Origin of the sequence: Pantoea nemavictus, assembly GCF_037479095.1 — a bacterium.
GTDB classification, from domain to species: Bacteria; Pseudomonadota; Gammaproteobacteria; order Enterobacterales; family Enterobacteriaceae; genus Pantoea; species Pantoea nemavictus.
This window is the reverse complement of the sequence record NZ_JBBGZW010000001.1, coordinates 2,752,973-2,776,478: the sequence shown is the minus strand read 5'-3', so window position 1 is coordinate 2,776,478 and position 23,506 is coordinate 2,752,973. Positions and strand designations below refer to the sequence as shown.

The 23,506-nt window shown below is 53.9% G+C and carries 23 protein-coding genes, 1 tRNA gene and 1 pseudogene; 11 read left to right on the top strand and 14 right to left on the bottom strand.

The annotated features are described in order from the left end of the window. Nucleotides 1-391 precede the first annotated feature (391 nt). On the top strand, nt 392-1,405 hold the full coding sequence (locus tag WH298_RS12665) for a glycosyltransferase family 32 protein (RefSeq protein WP_007886816.1): 1,014 nt from the start codon (nt 392-394) through the stop codon (nt 1,403-1,405). Here WH298_RS12665 and WH298_RS12660 read toward each other — a convergent pair. After that, nucleotides 1,379-2,302 carry a LysR family transcriptional regulator gene (locus WH298_RS12660; protein WP_180823010.1) on the bottom strand — a complete coding sequence of 308 codons (924 nt, stop codon included), beginning with the start codon at nt 2,300-2,302 and terminating at the stop codon, nt 1,379-1,381. The two genes, WH298_RS12665 and WH298_RS12660, sit on opposite strands and share 27 nt — an antisense overlap. A gap of 120 nt (nt 2,303-2,422) precedes the next feature. Between WH298_RS12660 and WH298_RS12655 the strand changes: the two genes are divergently transcribed. The 3 genes from WH298_RS12655 to WH298_RS12645 all read left to right on the top strand — a co-directional run bounded on the left by WH298_RS12655 (nt 2,423) and on the right by WH298_RS12645 (nt 5,972). Beyond that, nucleotides 2,423-2,812: a tautomerase family protein gene (locus tag WH298_RS12655; RefSeq protein WP_007886812.1), complete on the top strand. Its 390-nt coding sequence runs from the start codon at nt 2,423-2,425 to the stop codon at nt 2,810-2,812. A 216-nt stretch (nt 2,813-3,028) separates the two neighbouring features. Next, nucleotides 3,029-5,326 carry a phosphatidylglycerol--membrane-oligosaccharide glycerophosphotransferase gene (gene opgB, locus WH298_RS12650; RefSeq protein ID WP_180823009.1) on the top strand — a complete coding sequence of 766 codons (2,298 nt, stop codon included), beginning with the start codon at nt 3,029-3,031 and terminating at the stop codon, nt 5,324-5,326. A gap of 190 nt (nt 5,327-5,516) precedes the next feature. Then, nucleotides 5,517-5,972, top strand: a complete 456-nt coding sequence (locus tag WH298_RS12645; RefSeq protein ID WP_238344430.1) for a hypothetical protein — start codon at nt 5,517-5,519, stop codon at nt 5,970-5,972. 24 nt (nt 5,973-5,996) lie between these two features. Here WH298_RS12645 and WH298_RS12640 read toward each other — a convergent pair whose 3' ends face one another. After that, nucleotides 5,997-6,707, bottom strand: a complete 711-nt coding sequence (locus tag WH298_RS12640; protein WP_180823007.1) for a GNAT family N-acetyltransferase — start codon at nt 6,705-6,707, stop codon at nt 5,997-5,999. 108 nt (nt 6,708-6,815) lie between these two features. Between WH298_RS12640 and pdxR (WH298_RS12635) the strand changes: the two genes are divergently transcribed. Beyond that, the gene (pdxR, locus tag WH298_RS12635; RefSeq protein WP_180823006.1) at nt 6,816-8,264 is read left to right on the top strand and encodes a MocR-like pyridoxine biosynthesis transcription factor PdxR; all 1,449 of its coding nucleotides are present in this window, start codon (nt 6,816-6,818) and stop codon (nt 8,262-8,264) included. On the opposite strand, the gene WH298_RS12630 is transcribed toward pdxR (WH298_RS12635), so the two are convergent. From WH298_RS12630 to WH298_RS12615, 4 genes are all read right to left on the bottom strand, one after another. Then, nucleotides 8,261-8,773 (bottom strand): RcnB family protein, encoded by a 513-nt coding sequence (locus WH298_RS12630; RefSeq protein ID WP_180823005.1) that lies wholly within the window; start codon nt 8,771-8,773, stop codon nt 8,261-8,263. The genes pdxR (WH298_RS12635) and WH298_RS12630 overlap by 4 nt on opposite strands. 156 nt (nt 8,774-8,929) lie before the next feature. After that, nucleotides 8,930-10,117, bottom strand: a complete 1,188-nt coding sequence (locus WH298_RS12625; protein WP_180823004.1) for a serine hydrolase — start codon at nt 10,115-10,117, stop codon at nt 8,930-8,932. Nucleotides 10,118-10,258: 141 nt separating this feature from the next. Then, nucleotides 10,259-11,041: a MetQ/NlpA family ABC transporter substrate-binding protein gene (locus WH298_RS12620; RefSeq protein ID WP_180823003.1), complete on the bottom strand. Its 783-nt coding sequence runs from the start codon at nt 11,039-11,041 to the stop codon at nt 10,259-10,261. A gap of 17 nt (nt 11,042-11,058) precedes the next feature. Further along, nucleotides 11,059-12,075, bottom strand: a complete 1,017-nt coding sequence (locus WH298_RS12615; RefSeq protein WP_180823002.1) for an isopenicillin N synthase family dioxygenase — start codon at nt 12,073-12,075, stop codon at nt 11,059-11,061. Between the two features lie 218 nt (nt 12,076-12,293). Between WH298_RS12615 and WH298_RS12610 the strand changes: the two genes are divergently transcribed. Beyond that, on the top strand, nt 12,294-12,971 hold the full coding sequence (locus WH298_RS12610) for a YecA/YgfB family protein (RefSeq protein WP_180823001.1): 678 nt from the start codon (nt 12,294-12,296) through the stop codon (nt 12,969-12,971). Between the two features lie 108 nt (nt 12,972-13,079). Here the strand turns inward: WH298_RS12610 and WH298_RS12605 are convergent, their stop codons facing one another. The 3 genes from WH298_RS12605 to WH298_RS12595 all read right to left on the bottom strand — a co-directional run bounded on the left by WH298_RS12605 (nt 13,080) and on the right by WH298_RS12595 (nt 16,448). Further along, nucleotides 13,080-14,129: a DUF1176 domain-containing protein gene (locus WH298_RS12605; RefSeq protein WP_180823000.1), complete on the bottom strand. Its 1,050-nt coding sequence runs from the start codon at nt 14,127-14,129 to the stop codon at nt 13,080-13,082. Nucleotides 14,130-14,208: 79 nt separating this feature from the next. After that, the gene (locus WH298_RS12600) at nt 14,209-15,387 is read right to left on the bottom strand and encodes an arabinose transporter (RefSeq protein ID WP_180822999.1); all 1,179 of its coding nucleotides are present in this window, start codon (nt 15,385-15,387) and stop codon (nt 14,209-14,211) included. A 170-nt stretch (nt 15,388-15,557) separates the two neighbouring features. After that, entirely contained in the window at nt 15,558-16,448 is an 891-nt protein-coding gene (locus WH298_RS12595) for a LysR substrate-binding domain-containing protein (RefSeq protein ID WP_180822998.1), read from the bottom strand. A 91-nt stretch (nt 16,449-16,539) separates the two neighbouring features. On the opposite strand from WH298_RS12595, the gene WH298_RS12590 reads away from it, so the two are divergent. After that, on the top strand, nt 16,540-17,319 hold the full coding sequence (locus WH298_RS12590) for an NAD(P)H-dependent oxidoreductase (RefSeq protein WP_180822997.1): 780 nt from the start codon (nt 16,540-16,542) through the stop codon (nt 17,317-17,319). 87 nt (nt 17,320-17,406) lie between these two features. Here WH298_RS12590 and WH298_RS12585 read toward each other — a convergent pair whose 3' ends face one another. From WH298_RS12585 to WH298_RS12570, 4 genes and pseudogenes are all read right to left on the bottom strand, one after another. Further along, nucleotides 17,407-17,793 carry a DUF1090 domain-containing protein gene (locus WH298_RS12585; RefSeq protein WP_180822996.1) on the bottom strand — a complete coding sequence of 129 codons (387 nt, stop codon included), beginning with the start codon at nt 17,791-17,793 and terminating at the stop codon, nt 17,407-17,409. Between the two features lie 253 nt (nt 17,794-18,046). Beyond that, nucleotides 18,047-18,475 (bottom strand): hypothetical protein, encoded by a 429-nt coding sequence (locus WH298_RS12580; protein ID WP_180822995.1) that lies wholly within the window; start codon nt 18,473-18,475, stop codon nt 18,047-18,049. Between the two features lie 2 nt (nt 18,476-18,477). Then, nucleotides 18,478-18,735, bottom strand: a pseudogene (locus WH298_RS12575) (Hcp family type VI secretion system effector); the annotation flags it as partial. Between the two features lie 472 nt (nt 18,736-19,207). Continuing rightward, a tRNA-Leu gene (locus WH298_RS12570) sits at nt 19,208-19,292 on the bottom strand. A 273-nt stretch (nt 19,293-19,565) separates the two neighbouring features. Here WH298_RS12570 and WH298_RS12565 point away from each other — a divergent pair. After that, the gene (locus WH298_RS12565) at nt 19,566-20,081 is read left to right on the top strand and encodes a YjjA family protein (protein WP_007886783.1); all 516 of its coding nucleotides are present in this window, start codon (nt 19,566-19,568) and stop codon (nt 20,079-20,081) included. A gap of 45 nt (nt 20,082-20,126) precedes the next feature. Here WH298_RS12565 and pdxR (WH298_RS12560) read toward each other — a convergent pair whose 3' ends face one another. After that, nucleotides 20,127-21,503 (bottom strand): MocR-like pyridoxine biosynthesis transcription factor PdxR, encoded by a 1,377-nt coding sequence (pdxR, locus tag WH298_RS12560; protein ID WP_180822993.1) that lies wholly within the window; start codon nt 21,501-21,503, stop codon nt 20,127-20,129. Nucleotides 21,504-21,615: 112 nt separating this feature from the next. Between pdxR (WH298_RS12560) and WH298_RS12555 the strand changes: the two genes are divergently transcribed. From WH298_RS12555 to WH298_RS12545, 3 genes are all read left to right on the top strand, one after another. Further along, on the top strand, nt 21,616-22,221 hold the full coding sequence (locus tag WH298_RS12555) for an FMN-dependent NADH-azoreductase (RefSeq protein ID WP_007886775.1): 606 nt from the start codon (nt 21,616-21,618) through the stop codon (nt 22,219-22,221). A 17-nt stretch (nt 22,222-22,238) separates the two neighbouring features. Next, on the top strand, nt 22,239-22,718 hold the full coding sequence (locus WH298_RS12550) for a carboxymuconolactone decarboxylase family protein (RefSeq protein ID WP_007886774.1): 480 nt from the start codon (nt 22,239-22,241) through the stop codon (nt 22,716-22,718). 95 nt (nt 22,719-22,813) lie between these two features. Continuing rightward, nucleotides 22,814-23,449: a hypothetical protein gene (locus WH298_RS12545; RefSeq protein WP_007886773.1), complete on the top strand. Its 636-nt coding sequence runs from the start codon at nt 22,814-22,816 to the stop codon at nt 23,447-23,449. The last annotated feature ends 57 nt before the right edge of the window (nt 23,450-23,506 follow it).

Sequence of the window (23,506 nt, the reverse complement as noted above, 5' to 3'; positions counted from 1 at the left end):
TTTAAGCGTAGCTAACCCTCACTCACGGTGGGATTCTTACCGCAGACCAGCGGAAAATGCAGTGAGGTTAACCAGTGATCTCACGCCCACTTTTTAATTCAATCCGCAGCCTGCGCCACGCCAACCTTATTTTATTAGGAATAGTCTTAAGCTGAAAAAAGTGAATAAACAACAATCCAGTATGTTATTCAGCGTTAATTTAAAACTTAACGGATCCTTGATTTTCCGCTTTATCTGAAAGAAGTAAAAAGTGGTAGCCGCACAGCACAGAATGTTTTATTAAGCTCTGGAGAGTATTTTTTTACACAGCACAAAGAAAGGGATAATCAAGAGCGCTCAGCGCCAGTAACAGGGAAGCCTTGCCACCATAATCACAATAATCAGGTGCATCATGAATAAAAAACGCCTTCAGCCAGCCTTAAACCTCTGGCATAACTGGAAAAGACTCGCCTTTACCAGCCAGACTTTCCTGCAGAAAAAACAGCATAATGCGCTCTGTGCGCCGGAATACGATCCCAGCGAAGAGGACAATATCGTGTTGCTTTCTGGCGAAAAAGATCTGCCAGAGATTCCAAAAAAAGTGTGGATGTATTGGGATAATGAATATTTACCCAAATCGATGGCGTTAAATATTAAAAAAATTCGTCAGGATAATCCCGATCATGAAATTCATTTATTAAACCGCTTAACGGTAAAAGAAGTTTTACCTGACTTTATCTTTACCTCTTCACAATTAAGCGCACAGCAGCGCAGCGAAGTCATTCGCCTGGAGTTGCTATTACGTTATGGCGGCATTGCTATTGATTGCAGCACGTTATTATTTGAAGATCTCTCCTGGGTGCATCGCGCACATCAGGAACGTGGTATGGATGTGATTGGTTATTATCACGAAAATGCCACCGTTAATTATCTCGCGCCGGTGATTGAGAGCTGGTTCCTGGCGGCGACAGCCAATAATCCGTTTATTCGTGAATGGCAAAAACATTACGCGCCGATTAAACATCTCGGCGAACAAAATTATTTCAATGAATTGACCAAACGCGATGATTATTCGCTGCTGACGCAGAAGATTGCCCAGCCGGAACAGCAACTGGGTTCGCTGGCGCAGCAAATCGCCATGCGTGAATATCGCCGGGTCAATCTCTATCTGCGTAAATGCGAGGCGAACGCCTATTACTATCAGCGCCTGAGCGGCTGGAAAAGCGAGGCGTTTGCCCACGCGGTGCTGTTTCACCAGCGCCCGCATACGCCACCGCCGGTGATTAAGCTCAGCGGCAATGAACAGTTGCATCTCGACTTCAACCTGCGCCTCGGTCACTACAACCGCAGCAGCCTGTTGGGCCAAATGATGCAACCGCATACGCCCATCACGCTGGCGTCACCCATCAACAAAGCGCGCGCGTAACCAGTGGATAAAGGTGGTCACCGCCCGTGGCACCTGTGCAGCATACGGGCGTACCACCCACAAACGATCGGCGAAGGCATCGATCGTCTGCCACTGCGGCAGCACCTGCTGCAGCGTACCGCTGGCGAGTGCCGCGCTGGCGCTGAAATCAGGCAGCATCGCGATACCTACTCCCTGCAATGCTGCGTCACGAATCGACTCGCTATTGTTAGTGGCAAAGTTGCCCTGAATCTTTACCTGCACGGTTTCACTGGCGTCGCTGGCCAAGCGAAAGCGCCACTGCGGCGACTCTAAACCCCGCGGATAATACAGGCAGTTGTGCTGCTGCAGCGCCTGCGGCGTAGCGGGCACCCCATTTTGTGCCAGATAGGCGGGGGAAGCCACCAGCAGCGCGTGGGTTTCACACAGCGGCAGCGCCACGTGCGTTTCCGGCAGGTTATCGCTGTGGCGAATCGCCAGATCAAATCCTTCACTGCCCAGCGAGACCAAACGATCGGTCACATCCAGCTGCAGACGCACCTGCGGATAATCCCGCAAGAAATCACCAATAATCGGCACCAGCTGCTGACGCGCAAAGGCTACCGGAGCCGTTACGCGCACCATGCCACGTACCGGTCCCGCTTCATCGCGCACGCTGAAAAAGCTCTGCGCGATGCGCGCAAAAGGATCGCGCAGCTCATCCACCAGCTTTTCACCGGCGGAAGTGAGACGTACGCTGCGCGTGGTGCGCTGCACCAACGCCACGCCGGCCATCTTTTCCAGTTCTTTAATCTTTTGGCTCATCGCCGCTTTGCTGACGTCTAAGCGCTCCGCTGCACGCGTAAAACTGCCGAGCTCAGCCAGCACGGTTAACCAGTGCAAATGGACCCAAAGGCTATCGGTTTTAATTTCTTTCATCTTCATTGTTCAAAATAATAAATAATCATTTCAACCAGCACGCTTTTTCTTTCCGGCAGCAAGCGGCAGCATAGAGCCACATCCTACTCTTTTCATGTGAGCAAAAACGAGGGTTTATTGATGCCATTACTGACATTTGACGTTATTCAGGGCCGTTCTGAAGCAGAATTACGGACTTTGCTGGATGCCGCACATCGCGCGGTGTTAACGGCGTTCAAAGTGCCCGCACGCGATCGCTATCAGATTGTTCATGAAAACAAAGGCTATCAGATGGTCTTTCAGGACACCGGTTTGGGTTTTGAGCGCAGCGATAATCTGGTGATGGTGCGCGTTTATACCAGCCCGAGAAGTGAAGAACAGAAGTGTCTGTTTATGGCAGAGTTAGCGCGCGAGCTGCAGGAAAATTGTGGCGTACAGGGCACAGATTTGATGATTAGTTTTATCACCAACAGTAAAGGTGACTGGAGCTTTGCCGATGGCGAAGCGCAATACCTCACTGGCAAACTCTAATTTCCCTTCTCTGCCCTCACTGGTAGCAGCCGTTGCGTTGCTACCAGGCCAAACCACAGCCAGCCTAAATCCGCCATAAACGAATCGGAATGCATCGCACAAATCTGGTTGGATGTGTTGCAGCCTTGTGACACCCGATATAGATTGACGCAAAAATCCCCCAAAGAGGGTCGTTGACGCAGGGAATGCGTATTCATTCAAGATGAGGATCTGACGTTGTCCGAAATGGTTTCGGTTGTACTCTTTTTGGCTGCGATTGCGGTCTACTCCTTTAAAGCCGGGCGAAATAAATTCTGGTTTAGTCTGATCTTGCTGCTGCTTACCCTGTTCATCGTGCTTAACATCACGCTGTTCGCCAGCAACTATTTCACGGGCGATGGAATCAATGATGCGGTGCTCTACACCCTAACCAATAGCCTGACGGGCGCGGGCGTGAGCAAATATGTGGTGCCGGCCATCGGGTTAATCATTGGCCTGTTCTCGCTATTTTGCCTGCTTACATGGCTGCTGCGTCGCCGCAAGACTCAGCATCATCTCGGCTGGAGTTTACTGGCTATTGCCTGTGCTGCCGGTTCAGTACAAACCACGCCGGCGTTCCGTCAGGTGAAAGAGCTGATCGCCTCCCACACGCGTCTCGCTGATTCAGATTTCGAAACCTATTACAAAACGCCAAACAAGGTGATAGCCGAGCCGAAGCTCAATCTGGTCTATATCTATGGCGAAAGCCTCGAACGGACCTACTTCGATCAGCAGGCCTTTCCCGGCCTAGCGCCCGAACTCAGCCGTGAAAAAGACCAGAGCATCGATTTCAGCCAAACCGAACAGTTACCCGGCACCGACTACACCATTGCCGGCATGGTGGCTTCGCAGTGCGGCATTCCGCTGTTTGCCCCTTTTGATGGCAACGCCTCGGCTTCGCTCTCCAGCTTTTATCCGCAGAATATTTGTCTCGGCGATATCCTGAAAAACTCCGGCTACGAAAACTGGTTCATACAGGGCGCGGATTTGCGTTTCGCCGGTAAAGATACTTTTCTGCTGTCGCACGGCTTTGATGCCGCCAATATGTACGGCTCTGAGGAGCTCAAAAGCCGCGTCGCCGATCCCGCCTATCGCAATAACTGGGGCTACTACGATGACACGGTGATGGATGAGGTATTTGAGAAATACGAGGAGCTGTCCCGTGAGCAGAAGCGCTTTGCATTGTTCACGCTAACGGTAGATACCCATCATCCGGATGGTTTTATCTCGCGCAGCTGCCAACGTAAAAGCTACAGCTATGACGGTAAACCGAACCAGTCATTTAGCGCCGTGGCCTGTTCACAAGAGCATGTGGCGCGGCTAATTGAGCGCATTAAGGCCTCGCCGTGGTTTAAAAATACCATCATCGTGGTGACGTCCGATCATTTGGCGATGAACAACACGGCGCATCAATATTTGATCAAACAGCCGCGCCATGACCTGTTTATGGTCATTCGTGGCGATCAGCCACAGGCGGAAGTGCTCGATAGCAAACGCAGCACGCTGGATAACGGTGCGACGGTGCTGGATATTCTCGGCGGTGATAACGCCATCGGCCTGGGTCGCAGCGGTCTCTCCTCCGTCTCGCTGTCTACCCAGTTTGAGGATATGGCGAAGCGCGTCACGGCGTGGAAAGCGGATATCATCCAACTGTGGAATTTCCCCAGTAAGATGGAGAGCTTCACGGTCGATCAGCAGAAGAATACTTTCAGCTTCTCGGGCGCGACCTTCAAGCTGCCGATTCTGTTCCGCGTCTCTGATAAACATGTCGAACCGCTGCCGGAAGGTGAATACGCTGAGCCACTGCGCTATCAGCTCTCCAAATTCGCTGCCGCTGACAAATTCGTCTGGGTCGATCGCTGCTTCAAGATGGCCCGCCTGTGGCAGCCTGATTTAGCGCTATCGAACGATCTGTGTATTTCGATGGGGCAAATGGGCGGCAAACCGAGCGTAACCCGCATTGATAAGCCGCTGTGGAAAAGTAAAGTCACCTTCCCGAAAGCGGAGGTGAGCGCAGCAACGTTCCAGCTGAACGAACAGCAGATTCGCATTGAAGACAATGCTATTCGCTACAACGCAGACAGCTTCCTGTTAACGGTGCCCGGCGCGCCGAGCAGTGTTAAGAGCTTTAAAGGCATATCACGGCTGGAAAACTGGGGACGTTGGTCGAACGCTAATCTGGCACCTGAAGTGAATATTGAATACAACGATCCACTGCCTGAGCGCTTTGATGTGGTGATCACCGCGCGTGGCTTCGGCCCCAATGCGCATCGGCCAATCCCGGTGCGCGTGGGAGATCAGGAGCAGCCGTTGAATCTGGGGGAGGATTTCTCCACCACCACGCTGCATTTCACCAATCCCACCGGTAGCCGCAACTTGATTATTGCACCGCCGGAGCCGCAGGAGTCGAATGACGGCAACATCATCGGCCAGGATCCGCGCAAACTGGGCATCGGTATGGTGGATATAAAAATTATTCCGCAGCCGCAACGTTAAGCTGATTCTGCTGGACTTCAAGGCCTGCCTGCGTGCAGGCCTTTTTTATTAGCGAATCGCGTTACTCTTTGTACGGATTGATTTTTTTCGAGGCATCGCGCAAAGTTTGAACGCTCAGATAGAGTAACCCTCACAACCGGGATAGCCTTCTCCTCAGCAAAGGAGTTAACCGGGAGAGACAAGGATGAGAATGACGATGATAAACACGCATAAAGCGTATCTGGCGCTACAACAGGCCGGCGTGGCCGATAAGCAGGCGGAAGTGATGGTTGAAATCTTTGCTGAAATGCAGCAAGAGAATTCGCTGACCAAAGTCGATCTGTCGCAGGCAATGGAAAGTGTGGTCCGTATGCAACACGCCACCAATAATCGTATTGATAATCTGGAACAGCGATTTGACCATTTTGAGAAAGATGTCACGGGTCAATTTCAAACGATGGATATTCGCTTCGATAAAATCGATGAAAGGTTCGAGAAGATAAATCAGAAATTCGAGAAACTCGATATTCGTTTAGGTGCCATGGATCAGCGTATGGACCAAAACTTTACGGCTTTAAAAAAAGACTCTCAATGGCTTAAAGGAATCATGATGGCAATTGTCTGTACCCTGATTCCTGCAGCAGCAAAATATATGTTTATGAGCTAACCGGGCTTTAAGCCCGGCTTTAAATCACTGCTGACGCAGCGCCTCCAGCCTTTCACGCTGCGTTCCCTGCTCCGTAAAGTTCTCCGCCGCCAGCCAGCGTTCGAAGCCCTGTTTCACCTGCGGCCACTCGCTATCGATGATGGAGAACCAACAGGTATCACGGCTGCGGCCTTTATAAACAATCGCCTGACGGAAGGTACCTTCGAACTGAAATCCCAACCGCTGCGCCGCGTTACGCGAGGGTTGATTGCAACTGTCGCACTTCCACTCATAACGACGATAGCCCAACTTTTCAAAGGCATAACGCATCAGCAAATAATGCGCTTCAGTGGCCATACGGGTTTGCTTCAGCAGGGGCGAAAAGGCGACGTGGCCGACTTCAATCGATCCGTGCGTGGCATCAATGCGCATCAACGCCAGGCTGCCAACCGCGCGATTGCTGGCCGGATCGATTACCGCGAAATGCAGCGAATCGCGGCCGTTTTCCAGCTGGCGCGCATAAGCCACATAAGCCGCCTCATCTGCAAAGGGCTCGGCGAACATATAGGTCCAGTCTCGCCCATCCGCAGCTTGCGCATAGACGGCAAACAGTTCGCGGCCATGACGATCGGCACTGAGCGGCTCTAGCCGGCAATAGTCACCCGAAAAAGTTTCATACTCTGGCCAGGCGCGGGGTTGCCAATCGGGCAGTGGAAATCCTACCGGTTGTCCATAAACGTTGGTGTGTTGCGACATTCCTCGATTCCTTAAAAAGTTAGGGGCCTGTGCAGCAGAGTGCCACTTTGCTGGAGTGTTAAAAAGCGCCACAATGATGCCATTTGATGGATCCACGGAAATGCGCTTATGAGTGATGTTGAGCTACACCGATTATTACTGGCACCGCTGGAAACCCATGGCGCGCAGACACTGCAGCAACAGCTTTTTCAGCGCATCAAACAGGCGATTCTGACGGGAAAACTGGCGCCCGGTACGCGCTTGGCCGCCACGCGACAGCTGGCGCTGGATCTTAACGTTTCACGAAATACGGTAATGGCCGTGTGGTCACAGCTACAGGCCGAAGGTTTCATCATCAGCGATCGCCAGGGCAGTCGCATCGGTAATATGGCGCTGCAGGCCGCGGATAAAGAGCCGTACGCCAGTAGCGAGATTACCTTGTCGCCGCGCATCGCCGAGCTGCGCTCCAGCCATCGCACCTTCAGCCAAGAGATGGCGCTGCGACCGGGTGTTCCTTCGCTGGCGCATTTCCCGCTGGCACAATGGCGACGCGCATTGAACCGCGTGATGCTGCATCAGCCGCAGCAGCTGCTGGGCTATGGCGATCCGCTCGGCGAACGTACGCTGCGGGAAGCGCTGGCCCAGCATTTAGCTCTGGCGCGCGGCGTGCGCTGTACGCCAGAGCAAATCGTGATTACCGAAGGTGCGCAGCAGGCGCTTACGCTGTGCGTCGCGCTGCTTAGCAGCCCTGGCGACATCGGTTGGATTGAAGAACCTGGCTATCGCGGCGCAAAGGCGGCCATGCGCCTCGGTGATATGCAGATTGAGCCGGTAAACGTCGATAGCCAGGGCCTGGCAGCAAACCCACAGGATTGGCAGCAGCGTCGGCCACGCCTGATTTACACCACGCCAACCCATCAATATCCCACCGGCGCGATCATGAGCGCACCGCGTCGTCTGGCGCTATTAGCGGCGGCACGTGAAAATCAAACGTGGATTATCGAAGATGATTACGACAGCGACTTTCGTTACAGCGGAGAACCCATCGCCGCCATGCAGGGCATGATGCAACCTACGCCAGTGATCTACGTCGGTTCGTTCAGTAAAACGCTGTTTCCAGCACTGCGCCTCGGTTTTATGGTGTTGCCACCGCAGCTGCTAGCGCCGCTGCGTCCTGCCCTGCATGAACTGCTGCGCGGCGGCAATCGCCCGGAGCAGCAGGCGCTGGCGCTGTTTTTACGCAGCGGTGACTTCAGCCGCCATCTGAGCAAAATGCGTCGGCTCTATCGCCAACGTCAGGCAACGTTGCGTCAGGCTTTGCAGCAAACCTTGGGTGCTAAGGTAGCGATACAGGGCGGCGAATGTGGCATGCATCTGGTGTTATCACTGCCAGATGATCAAAACGATATGGCGCTGGTGGATCGGCTGATCCACAGTGGCTACGCGCCGGGCGCGCTGTCGGGATTTTATCTTGGAGAGAACAAGCAGCAAGGGCTGGTGCTGGGTTATGGCAACACCAGCACCAGCCAGATTACGGCGGGCGTCGCGCAGCTAGCGCGTCTGCTGCGCGGAGGTTAACCGCGGAAGAAGATTTCGCCCGATTTGCCCATCACGATCTTACCGCTGTCATCGGTGATCAGGATGTAGTTGGCATTGATATAAGCCCAATGCGTGCCAGGCTGCGGCGCGGGCAGATGGCGCGGCTGCCACTGGACAATGGTGTACTGCTTTTTACGATACTCTTCGGGCACCACATCGCCGACTTTGTACTCTTTGTAGTCGATGATAATGGTGGTCAGATCGTAATTATTGGGTGCCGTGGCATCGCCGCTTTGCGGAGGACGAATCGGTGCGACATCGCCACTGGATTCAGCCGGTTCATTGCTGGCGGGCGCATCGGCCGCCGGCGCTTGAGTTTGGGCATCTGCGGCTGGCGCCTGCGTTTGTGCATCGGGTGCGGTCTGCTGCACCTGCGGCGGGGTGGGTACGGCATCCGTTTGCTCGCCTTCAGCCAGCGCAGCTGGCGTAAGGCTTAAAGCGCCCATAAAAATTCCTGCAGAAAGAAGGGTGACGTGTGTCCTGCGCATTGGTGATTTCCACTCTGGTTAATTATTAACTGTCCAATTTACTGACAAGTGCGGCACGCAGAAGGTTCCCCCGGCGCGCTTAGCGCGTCAAATTTCGCTGCTCAGCATACCTCAGCTATCGCCATTTTTGGCGCAGTAAAATTGCAAGCAACCATGTTAATTACTGTGGTGTTTTTTCTGCGCCAGATCCATCAATAGAGCAATGCCGAGATAATTACTCCAGTTAAACGCGTTCTGCAGCACCACAATCGCATTGCCGTTCTGCTTATCGAAACCAATAAAGCTTGAGTAACCGCCGATATAACCGACCTGATAGGTAATTTGCTGATCGCCATAACGATCCGTCACCCAGGCGATATTTTGCGACTGATTGCCGTGCTGCTCGTAGCCGTGATTGACCTGCGCAAACGCCGCGTTGAGCGAGCTGCCCGCGCCGTCGTGCAGGTGCGCATCCAGATAGCGAATCAAATCGCGCGCGTTGCTATACAGGCTGGCGGCCGCCACCATATTATTATTGAACGCCCAGTCTGGCGTTATTTGGCCGCGTGGAATCAATTTTGGCTGATCGCCCGCATGGCCAATCGCACGCCACGGATAACCGCGCAGACGTTGCGGCTCAAAGCTGCTGCTGGTCATGCCCAGCGGCTGGAACATGTTGCGTTGCGCCAGCGTTTCGATGTCCTGATGAAAGCGATGCTTGAGAATGTAGCCCAACAGCGCATAGCCGAGATTGGAGTAGCGGGCGGTGGGATGCGCAGGCGCGCTAAAATCGGCGAGATACTCCAACACCGCATCGCTGTCCAGGTTGCCGTAAAAGTTCTCGCCGCTGCGCAAATAGCCCATGAATTTTATGAACATCGGCAAATCCATATCCTGGCGCGGTAACCCCGAGGTGTGCGTTACCAGCTGTAGCAGCGTAATGCGTTTGGCATCGGCGCTCAGCGGCACGTTCGGCGGTAGCAGCGTCGCCAGCGTGTCGTTCCAGTGCAGCTCGCCCCGATCCACCAGCTCAATAATCACCTCGGCGGTGATGCCTTTACTCAGTGAACCCAGCGCGAACAAGGTATCGGGCGTGATGGGATAACGGTGCACCGCATCGGTGACGCCAAAGCTATAAAATGTGGGCTGACTACGCTGATGGATGATCGCGATGCTGATGCCGGAAACCTGCTTCTGCTGCATGTAGTGACGCACAATGTCATCGACGTTTTCATTGAACGTGTCATGCGAAAGGTAAACTTTATCGCTCACCGGCGCGGAGGTTTGCGACAGCGTGCCGCAGGCATTGAGCAGCAGGCTGATGCACAGCAGAATGATGCATCGCGCTAAACGATGGCACAGCACCCGTTTTTTCCTGGCAAAGGTAATCATGGCAATGGATTTAGAGAATTTTTATGGTTTTAAAAAGGCGCGGCGGGTGTTGGTGGCGAAATATAGCACAGAAGAAAGTCAGCGCCACCTGGCAAAAACAGGGGCGCCAGGGGATTAATGATTAACAGGAATAACCGAACCTTTGTAATGCTGGTTAATAAATTCAGCGGTTTGCTTTGACTCGAGATCTTTGGCTAATTCAATAATACGCGGATCGTGCGCCAGTTTCGGCGTGGTGACCAGCACGTTGGCGTACGGATTATCCTGCGCTTGTTCCAGCGCCAGCGCATCCTTTGAAGGCACTAATCCTGCCTGCAGGGCGTAGTTACCGTTAATGATGGCTAACTGCGCATCGTCCAGCGCGCGCGGCAGCTGCGGCGCTTCCACTTCAATAATTTTTAGATGATGCGGGTTGTCGGTAATGTCTGCCGATGTCACCAGCGTCTCAGCGCGGCTGCTCTTCAACTTCAGTAAGCCATTGGCCTGCAACAGATAAAGGGCGCGGCTCAGATTGGTGACGTTATTTGGCACCGCCACCTGCGCGCCATCAGGCAGATCTTTCAGTGATTTCACTTTGTGCGAGTAAATGCCCAGCGGCTCAATATGCACGGTAGCGACGACAGAAAATTTCTCGCCCAACGCTTTTTCCTGATCGCGCAGATAAGGCACATGCTGGAAGTAATTGGCATCCACGTCTCCGCGCGCCAGCAGTTCGTTGGCGTTAAGGTTGCCATTGAGTTCAATCACCTTAAGATCGAGCTTTTTATCGGTCTGTTTGATGTGGTTAAGGATTTCGCTGTGCGGTACGGCATCCGCCGCCACGCGCAGTGCCGCCGCCGATGCGTAAGTGCTGAAAATCGAAACCATCGCCAACGTTGCTATCACCTTTTTATTCATCTGCTTCCCTTAGTTTCTTATGATTTAACGCTATTGAGAGTGTCAGCGTAATAACGCTGCGCTACGTCGCGATGCGATCGCAAACGCCCCTTGAGATAGTTCCAGCCCACCTCCCGCAGTAGCGGATTGCTGGGATCGCTGGTTGGTCCGCGTGCTTCTGCGGCCAGCTGAGGCGGTAACTGATACAGCGGAACTTCGGCGTCCAGCTGCGCGCCGAGGAAGAACGCGATCGAAATCCGCTGCTGGCGCGCAGGAGGCGATACCACGCGATGTACGGTGGCACGCAGATAACCATTGGTGGCAATTTCCAGCAATTCGCCGATGTTCACCACAAAAGCACCCGGTTTTGGCAGCGCATCTACCCAATTATCCGGCGTCACTTCTACCTGCAAACCTCTCTGCTCGTCCTGCAACAGAAAGGTTAGAAAACCGGAATCTTTATGTGCGCCAACGCCTTGCTGGCTGGCATCCGCATCCTGACCTGGATAGCGAATCAGCTTCACATGTTCGTTGGGATGCGTGCCGTAGAGCGCATCGAAGGCGTTCGGCGGCAGCGACAGCGATTTGGCGAAGGCGCGCAGTAAACGCAGTGCAACGTCGGTCATTGCCTGCTGCCACGCATGGATCACCGGGCGCAGCTGTGGCAGCGCCTGCGGCCACAAATTTGGGCCCTGCAGCTGTTTCCACGCCGCATCGTCCGGCTGCAACGTCAACGCCGCGCGCTCCGCGCCGATATCAAACTGCTCGCGCTGATCGCGCTGCTCACGGGTATATTCCACGCCCGCGCGGTTGTAGCCGCGAAAGTGCGGTGAGTGAATCATCGAAACGCGCTGCTTCTCTTCATCCGGCAAGGCAAAAAATGCCCGCGTGATGCTCTGCACGTTCTGCAGCAGTTGCGGATTGATGCCATGGTTAATTAAATAAAAGAAGCCCACGTCGCGCGCGGTTTCTCGCAGCTCGGCCAGATATTGCGCCTGTTCGGCATCAGGCAGTTCCAGCAGGGATAAATCCAGTACCGGCAACGTAGTGGCCATACATTTGCATCCTTTAGGCAGAAAAATTCTCTGTTTACGCTGCCATCTGTCAGCAACCGCAGCCAATACTGTTGGGCAATATGTTATGGCGAATGATTTTTAGGAAAGGTTCAGCAATCGATATGCAAAAAGCGGTAAATCACACCTGCTTCCCGCTATAATCGCCGCCAATACTATTTGGGCATTGCCCAACCATGAGCAACCGCAGGAGACGCCGTATGAACCAGGGCCCGTTAACCGAAAAAGAGCTGAACTGGCTTGAAGATATGCTGGAGAAATACGGCAACGAACACGCAGTGGTGGATACCGCCGAACTGGATGGCATGCTGACCGCGCTGCTCTCCGGCCCGAACGACATTGAGCCGAGCGAGTGGCTGGTGGCGATGTGGGGCGGCAAAAAGCACATTCCTAAATGGTCTAACGAGCGCGAAATGGATCGCTTTATGACGCTGACGTTTCAGCATCTGAACGATATTGCCGAGCGCCTGGCCGAATTCCCGGAGCAGTTCGATCCGCTGTTTGGCACGCAAGAGATGGAAGGCCAGGAATTCACCGTGGTGGAAGATTGGTGCTACGGCTATCTGCGCGGCGTCGCGCTGGATGCGGATTGGTCGCTGCTGCCGGAGTCACTGCAGCCGATGATGGAGGCGATCACCCTGCACGGCAGCGACGAGCAGCTGGCGCAGCGCGAAGCCTTCACGCCAGAAGAGTTTGAAGCCAGCATCGACGCGATTCGCCCCGCCGCGCTGGAGCTACATGAATACTGGCAGGAACAGCGCATGGCGCAGCCTGACCCGGAACCGCAGTTGCCGCACTTTGCCGGCGAGAAAACCGGTCGCAACGATCCTTGCCCGTGCGGCAGCGGTAAAAAGTACAAGCAGTGCTGCGGTAAATAATCGGGGATTCTTTGGTAGCGGCGCAATTTATTGCGCGCTTTTGAACGCGATATTGCGGCCAAAACACGCGCGATAAATCGCGCCGCTACGGTTATGTGCGGTTATTTATCAAGTCGCCGGTTTAACCTCGGTAACCCACGTTGGCAGCTGCCATGCGCCGCCCGCGCGAATCGCGCGACACATGCCGGTGGTGGCATCACTGCTTTGCACAAATTCTTTGCCATCCCACACCCACGCCGCGGTGCTCCAGCAGTCGCCGATACCGCGCCCTTTCTGCGCTTCCGTGATCACGCCTGCGCTGTAATCTGTACCGGAATCCGTCACCAGCTGCGGTTTGCCCTGCAACGCTTTGTCGATCAGCCAAAAACCGTAGCCTTCGTTGTAAGCCCCGCGCCAGCACAGCGCGGCGATCAGCACATGCGCATCATCCACGGGCGTCAGCGTCAACGGCTCTGCGCCCTCTTCCGGTTGATCGTCGGACGGCGCCAGATTGTCGCAGCTGTCGTCATCGGTGAGAGACGCAATCAGCTTCGGCTTCAGCAGCGCTAGCTCGTCAGCCGTTAATGGACGCGCATCGGCCTTCGCCACTTTCACCTGCTGAATCACCGGCATTGCCAGCGCCGCCGGCACGCTGGTTTCCGGCTTGTTGCCTTTGCGCACCAGCGCGCCCGGCGTGCTAAGACGACCTTGCGCATCATCCATCTTCAGCAGCGTGGCAAAGGCGCCATTGCTGGAGAGATCGAACGGTTGTTCCCCACCGCGAAACTCCACTTTTTCGCTGCCTTTGATGGCATTGATCAACGCCTGCGTTTGCGCATCCGTCAGCGTCCACTCGTCGTTGTCGGCTTTCGTCACGTTGCCTAACGCACGATCGTCAATCCATAGCGTCAACGCATCAACCTGCTTTGAATCATCATCGCCGGTATCGGCCAGCACCACGCGGCCGTGTGTTACTGCGTTGGGTCCGCCGGCGCGCACCAGCAGCACCGAGCCGCCCGCACCCTCTTCAGCGCTGTAACCGGCGGCGCGACAGGTCAGCGTGTTATCACAGGCCAGTTCCCAGTCTTTGTGGCTGAAGGAGACGCCATCTTGATCGGCCAACAGCGGCGCACTCAAGCTGGCGAGCAGCGACATCGCCAGCAGCAATCGGGTAATCATGCCATCTCTCCGTAATGGTAAAGGTGGCTAGTGTGATGATTTTTGTGACGCGGGAGAAGTGAATTTTTTGCGGCGATGCTTATTCCATTACACGCTGTGGCTCTGGCTGACGCGCCAGTAAACGTATCGCCACCAGCGCCGCGCACGCCACCGCTATCGCCCCGGCGAGGTAAACCGATGCAATACCGAAATGGCCCGCCAGCGCCCCGGCAACCGGACTGGTGATCCCCAGCGCGATATCGAGAAACGCAACATACGCGCCCATCGCCAGGCTGCGGGTTTGTGGTGGTGCGCGACGTACCGCTTCAACGCCAAAGCCAGGAAACGCCAGCGAATAGCCAAAGCCGGTCAGCGCTGCGCCAAGGTAGGCTACGCTGGCGCTGTCCGCGCGCCAAATCAGCAGCTGGCCAAACGCCTCAATCATCACACACAGCAGCGCCACGCGTGCTCCGCCCAGCTTGTCCGGCAGATGGGCGAAAAACAGACGCGCGACAATAAAGGTGACGCCAAACGCGGTGAAGGCTAGCGATGCGTTGCCCCAGGATTTGGCAGCAAACAGCAAGGCGATAAAGGCGGTAATCATGCCAAATCCCACACTGGCGAGCGCCAACCCGAGGCCTGGTTGCCACACCGCGCTCATCACCTTATAGAATGGCATTCGCGCCGTCGCCGTTGGCTGTACGCCATCTGTGCGCGTGATAAACAGCAGCGGCAGCAGCGGAATCACAATGATGGCGAGAGCGATGCCACTAAATTGCCAGCCGCTATAAACCACCACGCCAAGCGGCGCCCCCAGCGCCCATGCGCCGTATATCGCGATACCAATCCACGCCATCACTTTTCCCGCATTGCCCGACCCAACCAGGCCCAAACCCCAGCCGAGAGCCCCCGTGGCAATCAGGCTCTCGCCCAGCGCCAGCACCACGCGCCCCAGCAGCAGAATCGCCACCGAAGTGTGCGGCTGATGGATGAACATCAGCGAAAGCAGGTAGATAAAGCCAGAGCTGGCGATCACCACCAGCCCGGCGATCACCGCGCGTTTCGGTCCGCGCATATCAGCAAAGTTACCGGCCCAGGCACGCGTGAGTAGCGCGGCAATAAACTGCGCCCCGATGACAGCGCCAATCATCAGCGTATCCATCCCGAGGTTTTGCTGCAGATGCAGCGGCAGCACTGGCAGTTGCATCCCCATGGTGAGAAAGGAGATAAATACCGCCAGCGTAAGCGGCAGCAAGCTTATAAATACATTGGATTTCATGATTGTCTTCCTGCAGGATAAAATGCGACCATTTCGTCGCATTAATATGATGCAGGCAGGAAAAGCGCGGCGCTATTCGCATTGGGATTCAGAAAAAATCGTGCCAAAAAGGCTTATGCCGGAGGACGTTACAGCGTTAACGCGACTCTGCCTCGCGTTGATGTTCAGGTTTATAACGCCGCCACGATCTGCTGGCGCAGCCATTGCTGGGCCGGATCGCGATGCAGGCGCTCGTGCCACAGCAGCAAAATATCGAAGCCTGCAATGGCGAGCGGTGGATCAACGACGGTGAGTTGCGTGGCATGCCGCACCAGCCGTTCCGGCAGTACCGCCACTAAATCGCTGTTCACCAACGTTTCCTGCATCAACAGGAAGTGCGGCACCGAAAGTACCACGCGGCGTGAGCGCCCCAGCTGCGCCAGTGCCTCATCGGTAGCGGCGCTGAAGCCACCGCCGTCCGGCGAGACCATGACAAACTCCAGCCGGCAGAACTGATCCAGCGTCGGCGGCTGCTGCAAATGCGGATGATCGCGTCGACCCGCCAGCACGTAGCGTTCGCTAAAAAGTTTGCGTTGATGCAGCGTGGGCGGCGCGTTATCACCGGTGTGAAACACCAGATCCAACTCGCCCTTCTCCAACTGCTGCGCCACCTGCGGCGGATTGAGCGCCAACACCGCCATACGACTTTGCGGTGCAGCCATGCGGATCAGCTTCAACGCCGGCAACATCAGCGCGGACGACGTGTAATCGGTGGCGGCGATGCGCCAGGTCACATCGGCATCGGCTGGATTGAAAATATCGGGCGTTGCAACCGCCCGCTCCACCGCTTCCAGCGCCAGTCGCAACGGCTCGCGTAACACCTCTGCACGTGCGGTGGGCAACATGCCACGTGGGCCGGGCAATAACAGCGGGTCGTCAAACACTAACCGCAGCCGCGCCAGCTGGGCGCTAACGGAGGGTTGCGAGAGATGCAGACGCTGCGCTGCGCGCGTCACGTTCTGTTCGGCTAACAGTACGCTAAGCGTGTGCAGCAGATTCAAATCCAGCGAATTGATATTCACCTTGTCTATACCTGAGATATCAGCAATTGATTTCTACTATATCCAGCGCTGACTTAACCTGCAGCTGATTTCATCTCACAGGATTAAGCTCATGAACGTACTGATTGTGTATGCCCATCCAGAACCGCGCTCGCTGACGGGTTCACTCAAAGATTTTACCGTGCAGCATTTGCAAAAAGCCGGACATCAGGTGCAGGTTTCGGATCTTTATGCCATGCAATGGAAAGTGCCGCTCGACGCCGCCGATACGCGCGCCCCGCTGGTGGGCAGCCATTATGATGCCACGGTGGATTCGCGCTTCGCCTACGATCATCAACTGCAAGCCGCAGATATCGCCGCTGAGCAGGAAAAACTGCGCTGGGCGGATACGGTGATCTTCCAGTTCCCGCTGTGGTGGTTCTCCATGCCCGCCATTATGAAAGGCTGGTTTGATCGCGTTTACGCCAACGGCTTTGCTTACGGCGTGGGCGAGCACAACGATCAACATTGGGGCGATCGTTACGGTGAAGGCAATCTCAGCGGCAAGCGGGCGATGCTGGTGGTCACCACCGGCGGATGGGAATCGCATTACAGCCCGCGCGGCATTAATGGACCGATGGACGCGCTGTTGTTCCCCATTCAGCACGGCTTGCTGTTTTACCCCGGCTTTAGCGTGCTGCCACCGGTGGTATTTTATCGCGTGCAGAAATCGGCAGCAGAGCGCTTTGCTGGCTGGTGTGATGTTCTGGCCACACGACTGGATACCTTAGCGGAAACCGCACCGATTGCGTATCGCCAGCAGAACGGTGGCGATTATGAAATACCGGCGCTGACGTTAAAAATGGAATTTGCCGCGGAAGAGAGTGGCGTTGGCGTGCATGTGAAACGGTGAAAGCAGACAGGCTCCGGGATGAGCCTGTTTTTATTGCTACAATCCGCATCCCGCCTGCGCCAATTGAATCGCTGCGAGGAGCATAATTTATTGCGTCAGTGCTTCCTGAGCCTCTTTAAGCTCTGCACGCGCGTCGTTCAGCTTACGCTGCTGTTTATCGATTTTATCGCTACGACCTTTGGCCTGCGCTTCACGTAAATCCTGCTCGCGTTCCTGTACTTTCAACTGCTTCTCCGCAACTTTATCCTGGCGGGCTTTTAATAAACCGCTGTCGGTACAGTGCGCATCATTCTCACGCAACGCCTTCTCCAGACCGGCGATGCGGGCTGCATTGTCGTGTTCACGCGCCATCGCCAGCTCTTGCTGGATATCCTGCTTTTTAGCTTCACAGCCGGTGGCTGGATTTGCCGCCTGAACAGAAGTAAAGGTCAATGCGGAGAAAAGAATCGAAAGGGAAATCAGGGTGTTTTTCATGGTGAACTCATCGTTGGAATTTATGGCGCCATTATACGGGGAGTTCTTAAGAGGATCTTAAGGCTGCAAGCGCATCTCTCTCGGCAGGTTAACCTCGACAAGCATTTTGGTGCTTCAGTACATTTGAAAATGATCGATTATAAAAATTGAAAAATAAAAACCACCTATTAGCGACTTATTTTGCATTAGTTGCAGAAATCGTGAGCATCATCCCGTGTTACCAGACGAATCATCACCATCATTGACAACAATATCAATAAGGCCTTGCAGTTATAACTACGGGGACGGTATAGATAGAATTATTGTATTTATACGCAGGAGTGTTGTTAAATACAAAAACTTTTCCTTTTACATCCAAATAAATAACTCCTCTTTCAACCTTGCTTAACGCATTAGCATCAGAAGTAATGAGGAACGGAGAATAATCATCCTTTAATGCACTCTTAAAGTTTTCCGCAGATTTACTAGAATCATACAAGTAAAAATTATATGAGAAATTTGTCGTAGCGCCCGCACTTGCTTCAGTAATAAAAATATTTACCTGGTTATTAATTTTCTCTTCATGGATTATTGATTGTTCAAGTGGGGAAATTTTCGACAACATGTAAATGGCATAGACAATCGCCAGGATTAAAAAGATCCATAAAGCATGACGTTTCTTAAAAGCCTGAGCGTTTAGCATTATTCAGCCGACGTTAAGTTTTGTCCTGTTGCTACAGTCTTATAGAGACACGGTGAAGAAGCATCAAATTCTTTTTGAATGATAATAGGCGCATGCTTTCTTGTACCAGTAGGCTTACCTGTTTGTGGATCAGTTGGAAGTCTTACGTTATGGGAAAATCCTGTTACTTCGATACTGCCTTCCCGATGTTGTACATCAACGGAGCCACGAATATCAGCACCGCCATCATCTTTGAGCCAGAGATTTGCTGGAATGGGCATTCTACATCGTCCTTTGTTATTTATCCTTTCAACAAACATACACAAAAAATTAAATAACACATAGTTATTTCGTGGTCTTTCACCCGGTTTTTTTTCATGCCTTATTGGAGTCTGGAGGTTAACACCTACAGTTTAAAAATAGCTTATAAAGGCAAGAAACACCGTCATTTTTAATGAGTAGATTGCTTAAAAAACTCTGTGAATTGCATGGGTAAGATAGAGTTATTATCTTCTATTAGAAAGAAATTTTAGGGGGAAATGTCATGAAGTTAAGCACGTTAATATCGATATTAGATTCGATAGGTATTGTCGTAACGTCAGCCAGGAGGCGCCTATTAATTACCAATAAGACAAGATTTTACTTCGAACATCCATCTGTTAGAGCTAAAAACTCAGTAGAAACGAAGAGTAAAACGAGGCCATTCAGGCAAAAAAAAGCCGCTCGTAAGCGACTTAATTTTGCATCAATCGATGGTGCCGAAGGTCGGACTCGAACCGACATGTATCTCTACGGTTGATTTTGAATCAACTGCGTCTACCGATTTCGCCACTTCGGCACTGAAGAGGATGCGGAAAACGTTGGGGATTATACCGTTACGAGCAGAGTGCGCAACTGGAATCGTTGGGGATGTGCGCTAAGCGTTGAAAAAAACAGCATTTCAGCGCTAACCGCTTGTTATCGCGCCAATCCCAGCCGTCGCAGCCTGCAGAGCAAAACCCAGAACGGTCCCATTTTGCCCTTATGCACCTACTTATCTGGAACTTTCCTAAACCAAACCTCTCTTAACCACAACTGACGCAGTCAGAATATAAAAGACAACGAGGTTGAGATGAAATTACAACGCATGATTTGGGGATGGGGCATCGCGGCAGCTATGGTGGCGGGGAGCGCATCGGCGGCAAGCTGGCAGGATCAGCTGAGCAGCGCAGCATCACAACTGTCGCAGCAAAATAACAGCACCAGCAACACGAACACCAACAACGCGCAGAATAGCGGATTGTCACTCTCATCGCTGACCGGCCTGCTGAACGGCGGCGATAAAGCGGTAAGCGCCAACAGCATGACCAACGCCGCGGGCGTGATGTCCTATTGCGTGCAGCATAACGTGGTGGATAACAACGTGACGTCGGTGAAGGATCAGGTACTGAGCAAGCTCGGCTTAAGCAGCCCAGCCGCGCAGGAGCAGAAAACCGATTATCAGCAGGGTTTGCAAGGCTTGCTGAATACCGGCAACGGCCAGCAGCTGAATCTGCAAAGCCTGAGCAGCTCGCCGATGGGTGAGAAGCTAAAAACCAAAGCCTGCGACGTGGTACTGAAGCAGGGTAAAAAATATATCGGCATGTAAGGACGCGCCGATATCAAGGCGCGAGCTGTCCCTCGCGCCTTTTCTTTACTGCAATAACTCCCGCGTCTCCTGCACCGTCCTCTGCAACAGTTCCCGTGCCTGTTCCATCGAACGGATATTGGTGTAACCAATCACCAGCCCGTAGCGTTTCTGCGTCTGCATATACCAGCCGGAAAGCGGGAGCACGCGCAGCTGATGTCGCTGCCATATCTCCGCCAGCGCGTTATCCTGCGTGCCGCGACGCAGAAAGGCGACAATATGCATGCCACCATCGGTCAGCTCGAAATCGAACAGCGTTGGGAAAGAGATTTGTAGTGCATCCAGCATCATGCGACGCCGCTGCTGGTAGAGAATGCGCATCTTCTTGATGTGACGATAGAAGTGCCCTTCGCTCAGAAACTGCGCCAGAATCTTTTGCGGCAGCAGCGACATACCGGTTTCAAGAATCTCACCCAGCTCGCTGAAGCGCGCGATGGTCTCTTTTGGCATCACTAAGTAACCCACGCGCATCGCCGGCATCATGGTTTTGCTGAAGGTGCCGGTGTAGATCACCCGATCGTGCACATCCAGGCTTTTCAATGCAGGAATCACTTTGCGCGTGTAGTGAAACTCGCCGTCGTAATCATCTTCGATAATCCAGCTGTCGTTCTGTTGCGCCCACTCCAGCAGCTGATGTTTGCGCGGCAGCGATAACGTCACTGCCAGCGGGCTGTGATGGGTTGGCGTAACCACGGCGAAACGTGCGTCAGGGTGATAACGCAGCAGATAATCAACATCCACGCCCTGTCGATCCACCGGCACATAATGCAGATTCGGCGCGATGCGCTTCAGCAGTTTTTGTCCGAAGAAGTAGCCAGGATCTTCAAACAGCACCTTGTCGCTCGGTTGTGCCAGCACCGCCAGGATCAGCCGCAGATTGGCGCGATAGCCGCTGGTGATAAAGACCTGCTCCGGCTGGCAGTTGAGCCCGCGCGAAATGCTTAGATAGCTGGCGATCGCCTCGCGCAGCGGCTGGTAACCCATCACCGGCGGTAAAATCATCTCATCCGGCCGCAGCGTGCGCGCAGCCTTGCCGGAGATCAGCAGCCACTTCTTATGGGGAAACTCATCCAGCGCGGGAATCCCCAGCCGAAATTCTCCACTGCTTTCGCGCGCTGAGTGCTGGTTAGCAAGCGGCACGGACAGCGACATTTTCTCTGGCGCCGTGGCCAGCGTCAGCTCCGGATTGACGCGTGTCCCCTTCGCGCCCTGACTGACGAAATAGCCTTCGCCAATGAGAATTTCATAAGCGACTTCTACCGTTTTTCTCGCTACCTGCAGTTCACTCGCCAGCGTACGAATCGCCGGCACGCGGTCGCCGGGTTTCAGGCGCCCTGCCAGAATCTGCTGGCGATAGCGCAGATAAATCTCTTTATATCCCACGCCTTGTCCTACCTATTTTGTTTGTTTTTGGCCCTTTCACCTCAGACATAGAAGTTTAAGATGACCGCATCAACCACGCAATGCATCGCCATCACGCTAAAGGAAGAAATGAATGAAACTGCTGCACATTAAAGTCAGCCCGGATTTAGCGGGTTCGGCGTCGCGCATTGCGTCGGCGCGTTTGGTGGAAAAATTACGTGCGCAGCAGGCCGATCTTATCGAGACGGAGCTGGATCTGGCACAACATCCGTTGCCGCATCTTGATGCCTTCACCATTGGCGCCTTTTTTACCAAGCCGGAGCAACGCGATGACGCACAGCGCGCCGCCATTCAGACATCGGAAGATTTAGTGGATCAGCTGTTTGCCTGCGACACGCTGGTTATCTCATCGCCGATGTGGAACCTCGGATTACCGTCGGTACTGAAAGCCTGGTTCGACCATATTACCCGCGCCGGGCGCACCTTCGCCTTTAGCGCCGATGGCTGCAAAGTCGGATTGGTGCAGGGCAAGAAGGTGTATTGCGTGGTTGCCAGCGGCAGCGTGTTTGCCCACGGCCCTTTTGTCGCCGATGACCAGTTCACGCCGTATATCCGCGTGGCGCTCGAATACATTGGCATCACTGATGTGGAATTTATCCGCGTTGACGGCACGCACGATCCCGTCACTCGCACCACCGCGTTACCCCATGCACTTCAATGCATTGAAAATTTATTCTGAATAGAGAGGACACCATCATGACGTCACGCGTTAATCATTTTAAAAATATTCCTGCGCTGGTGAAAACCGTGGGCGATGCGACTGCAGCGCTGGGAAAATCGTCACTTGATACCACCATTAAGCATCTGGTCGACCTGCGCGCTTCTCAGCTCAATCAGTGCGCTTTCTGCGTCGATATGCATGTTAAAGAGGCCAAACTGCACGGCGAGCGCGAACTGCGTCTGCACCATGTCGCTATCTGGCGCGAATCGCCGTTGTTTACCGCCAAAGAGAAAGCGGCGCTGGCGCTGACTGAAGCGCTGACGCGCCTGAGCGATAACGGCATTGATGATGCGCTGTACAGTGAAGTGCGCGCGCACTTCTCTGAAGTGGAAACCAGCGAACTGACCTTCTGCATCGCGGTGATCAATACCTGGAACCGCCTGATGGTACTTTCACGCATGACGCCGGGCGCACTCGATAGCGCTTATGGGCTGGATCGCGCTGATTTACGTTAATTTTTACCGCCAGTTGCCCACGCTGCTGGCGGCACCATGTTCATCTGCGCTGCCTGAGGCTATAGTGAGTTTTTGCACCACACAGGACAGCGCACATGAAAGGCATCAACATTGCGATTTATTTCGATCCCGACCAGATTGATATCTGCGTCCACCAGCAGGATGACAGCCATCTCAGCCAGAGCTTTATTTACGACGACAGCGTAATTGAAGAGATTTACCAGTGGCTGGAGCAGTTCACGCCTAATCGCACCCACATTTGCCTGATTGAGCACGATACCGCCGATATTCTCGCCGACGAACTGGTGGATAACGGTTTTCATGTCCATCAGGTGACGCAACACGATCTTCTGACCTGGTTCGCCAATGAACCGCCCGCCGAGCCGGATGGTTCGCCGGTGCGCGCGCTGCTGCGCTATCTTGAGAACGAGCAGCCTTCCGAATATCAGTCCCGTACGCCGCAAATTGAAGCGTTGATGGATCTTTTGGATGAACTCGACGATCTCGAAGGGGTTGATGAGGTCGAAGATGAAGATAATCTGCCTGACGACGTGCTGCGCCTGATGAAACAGAAGAAGATCTCGGTACAAGATGCTGCGCAGCGCCTGCTGCCGGATGTGAATGAGCGCATTCGCGAGCATTTAATTAGCTATCCTGAATTGATGACGCCTGAACTGTTGCAGGATTTCTTCCCCGAGCTGATTGAAGCGCTGGATACGCCGAAGCACTGATAAATCGACGCATATACCGTAGCGGCGCAATTTATTGCGCGATGTTGGCCTTATCTG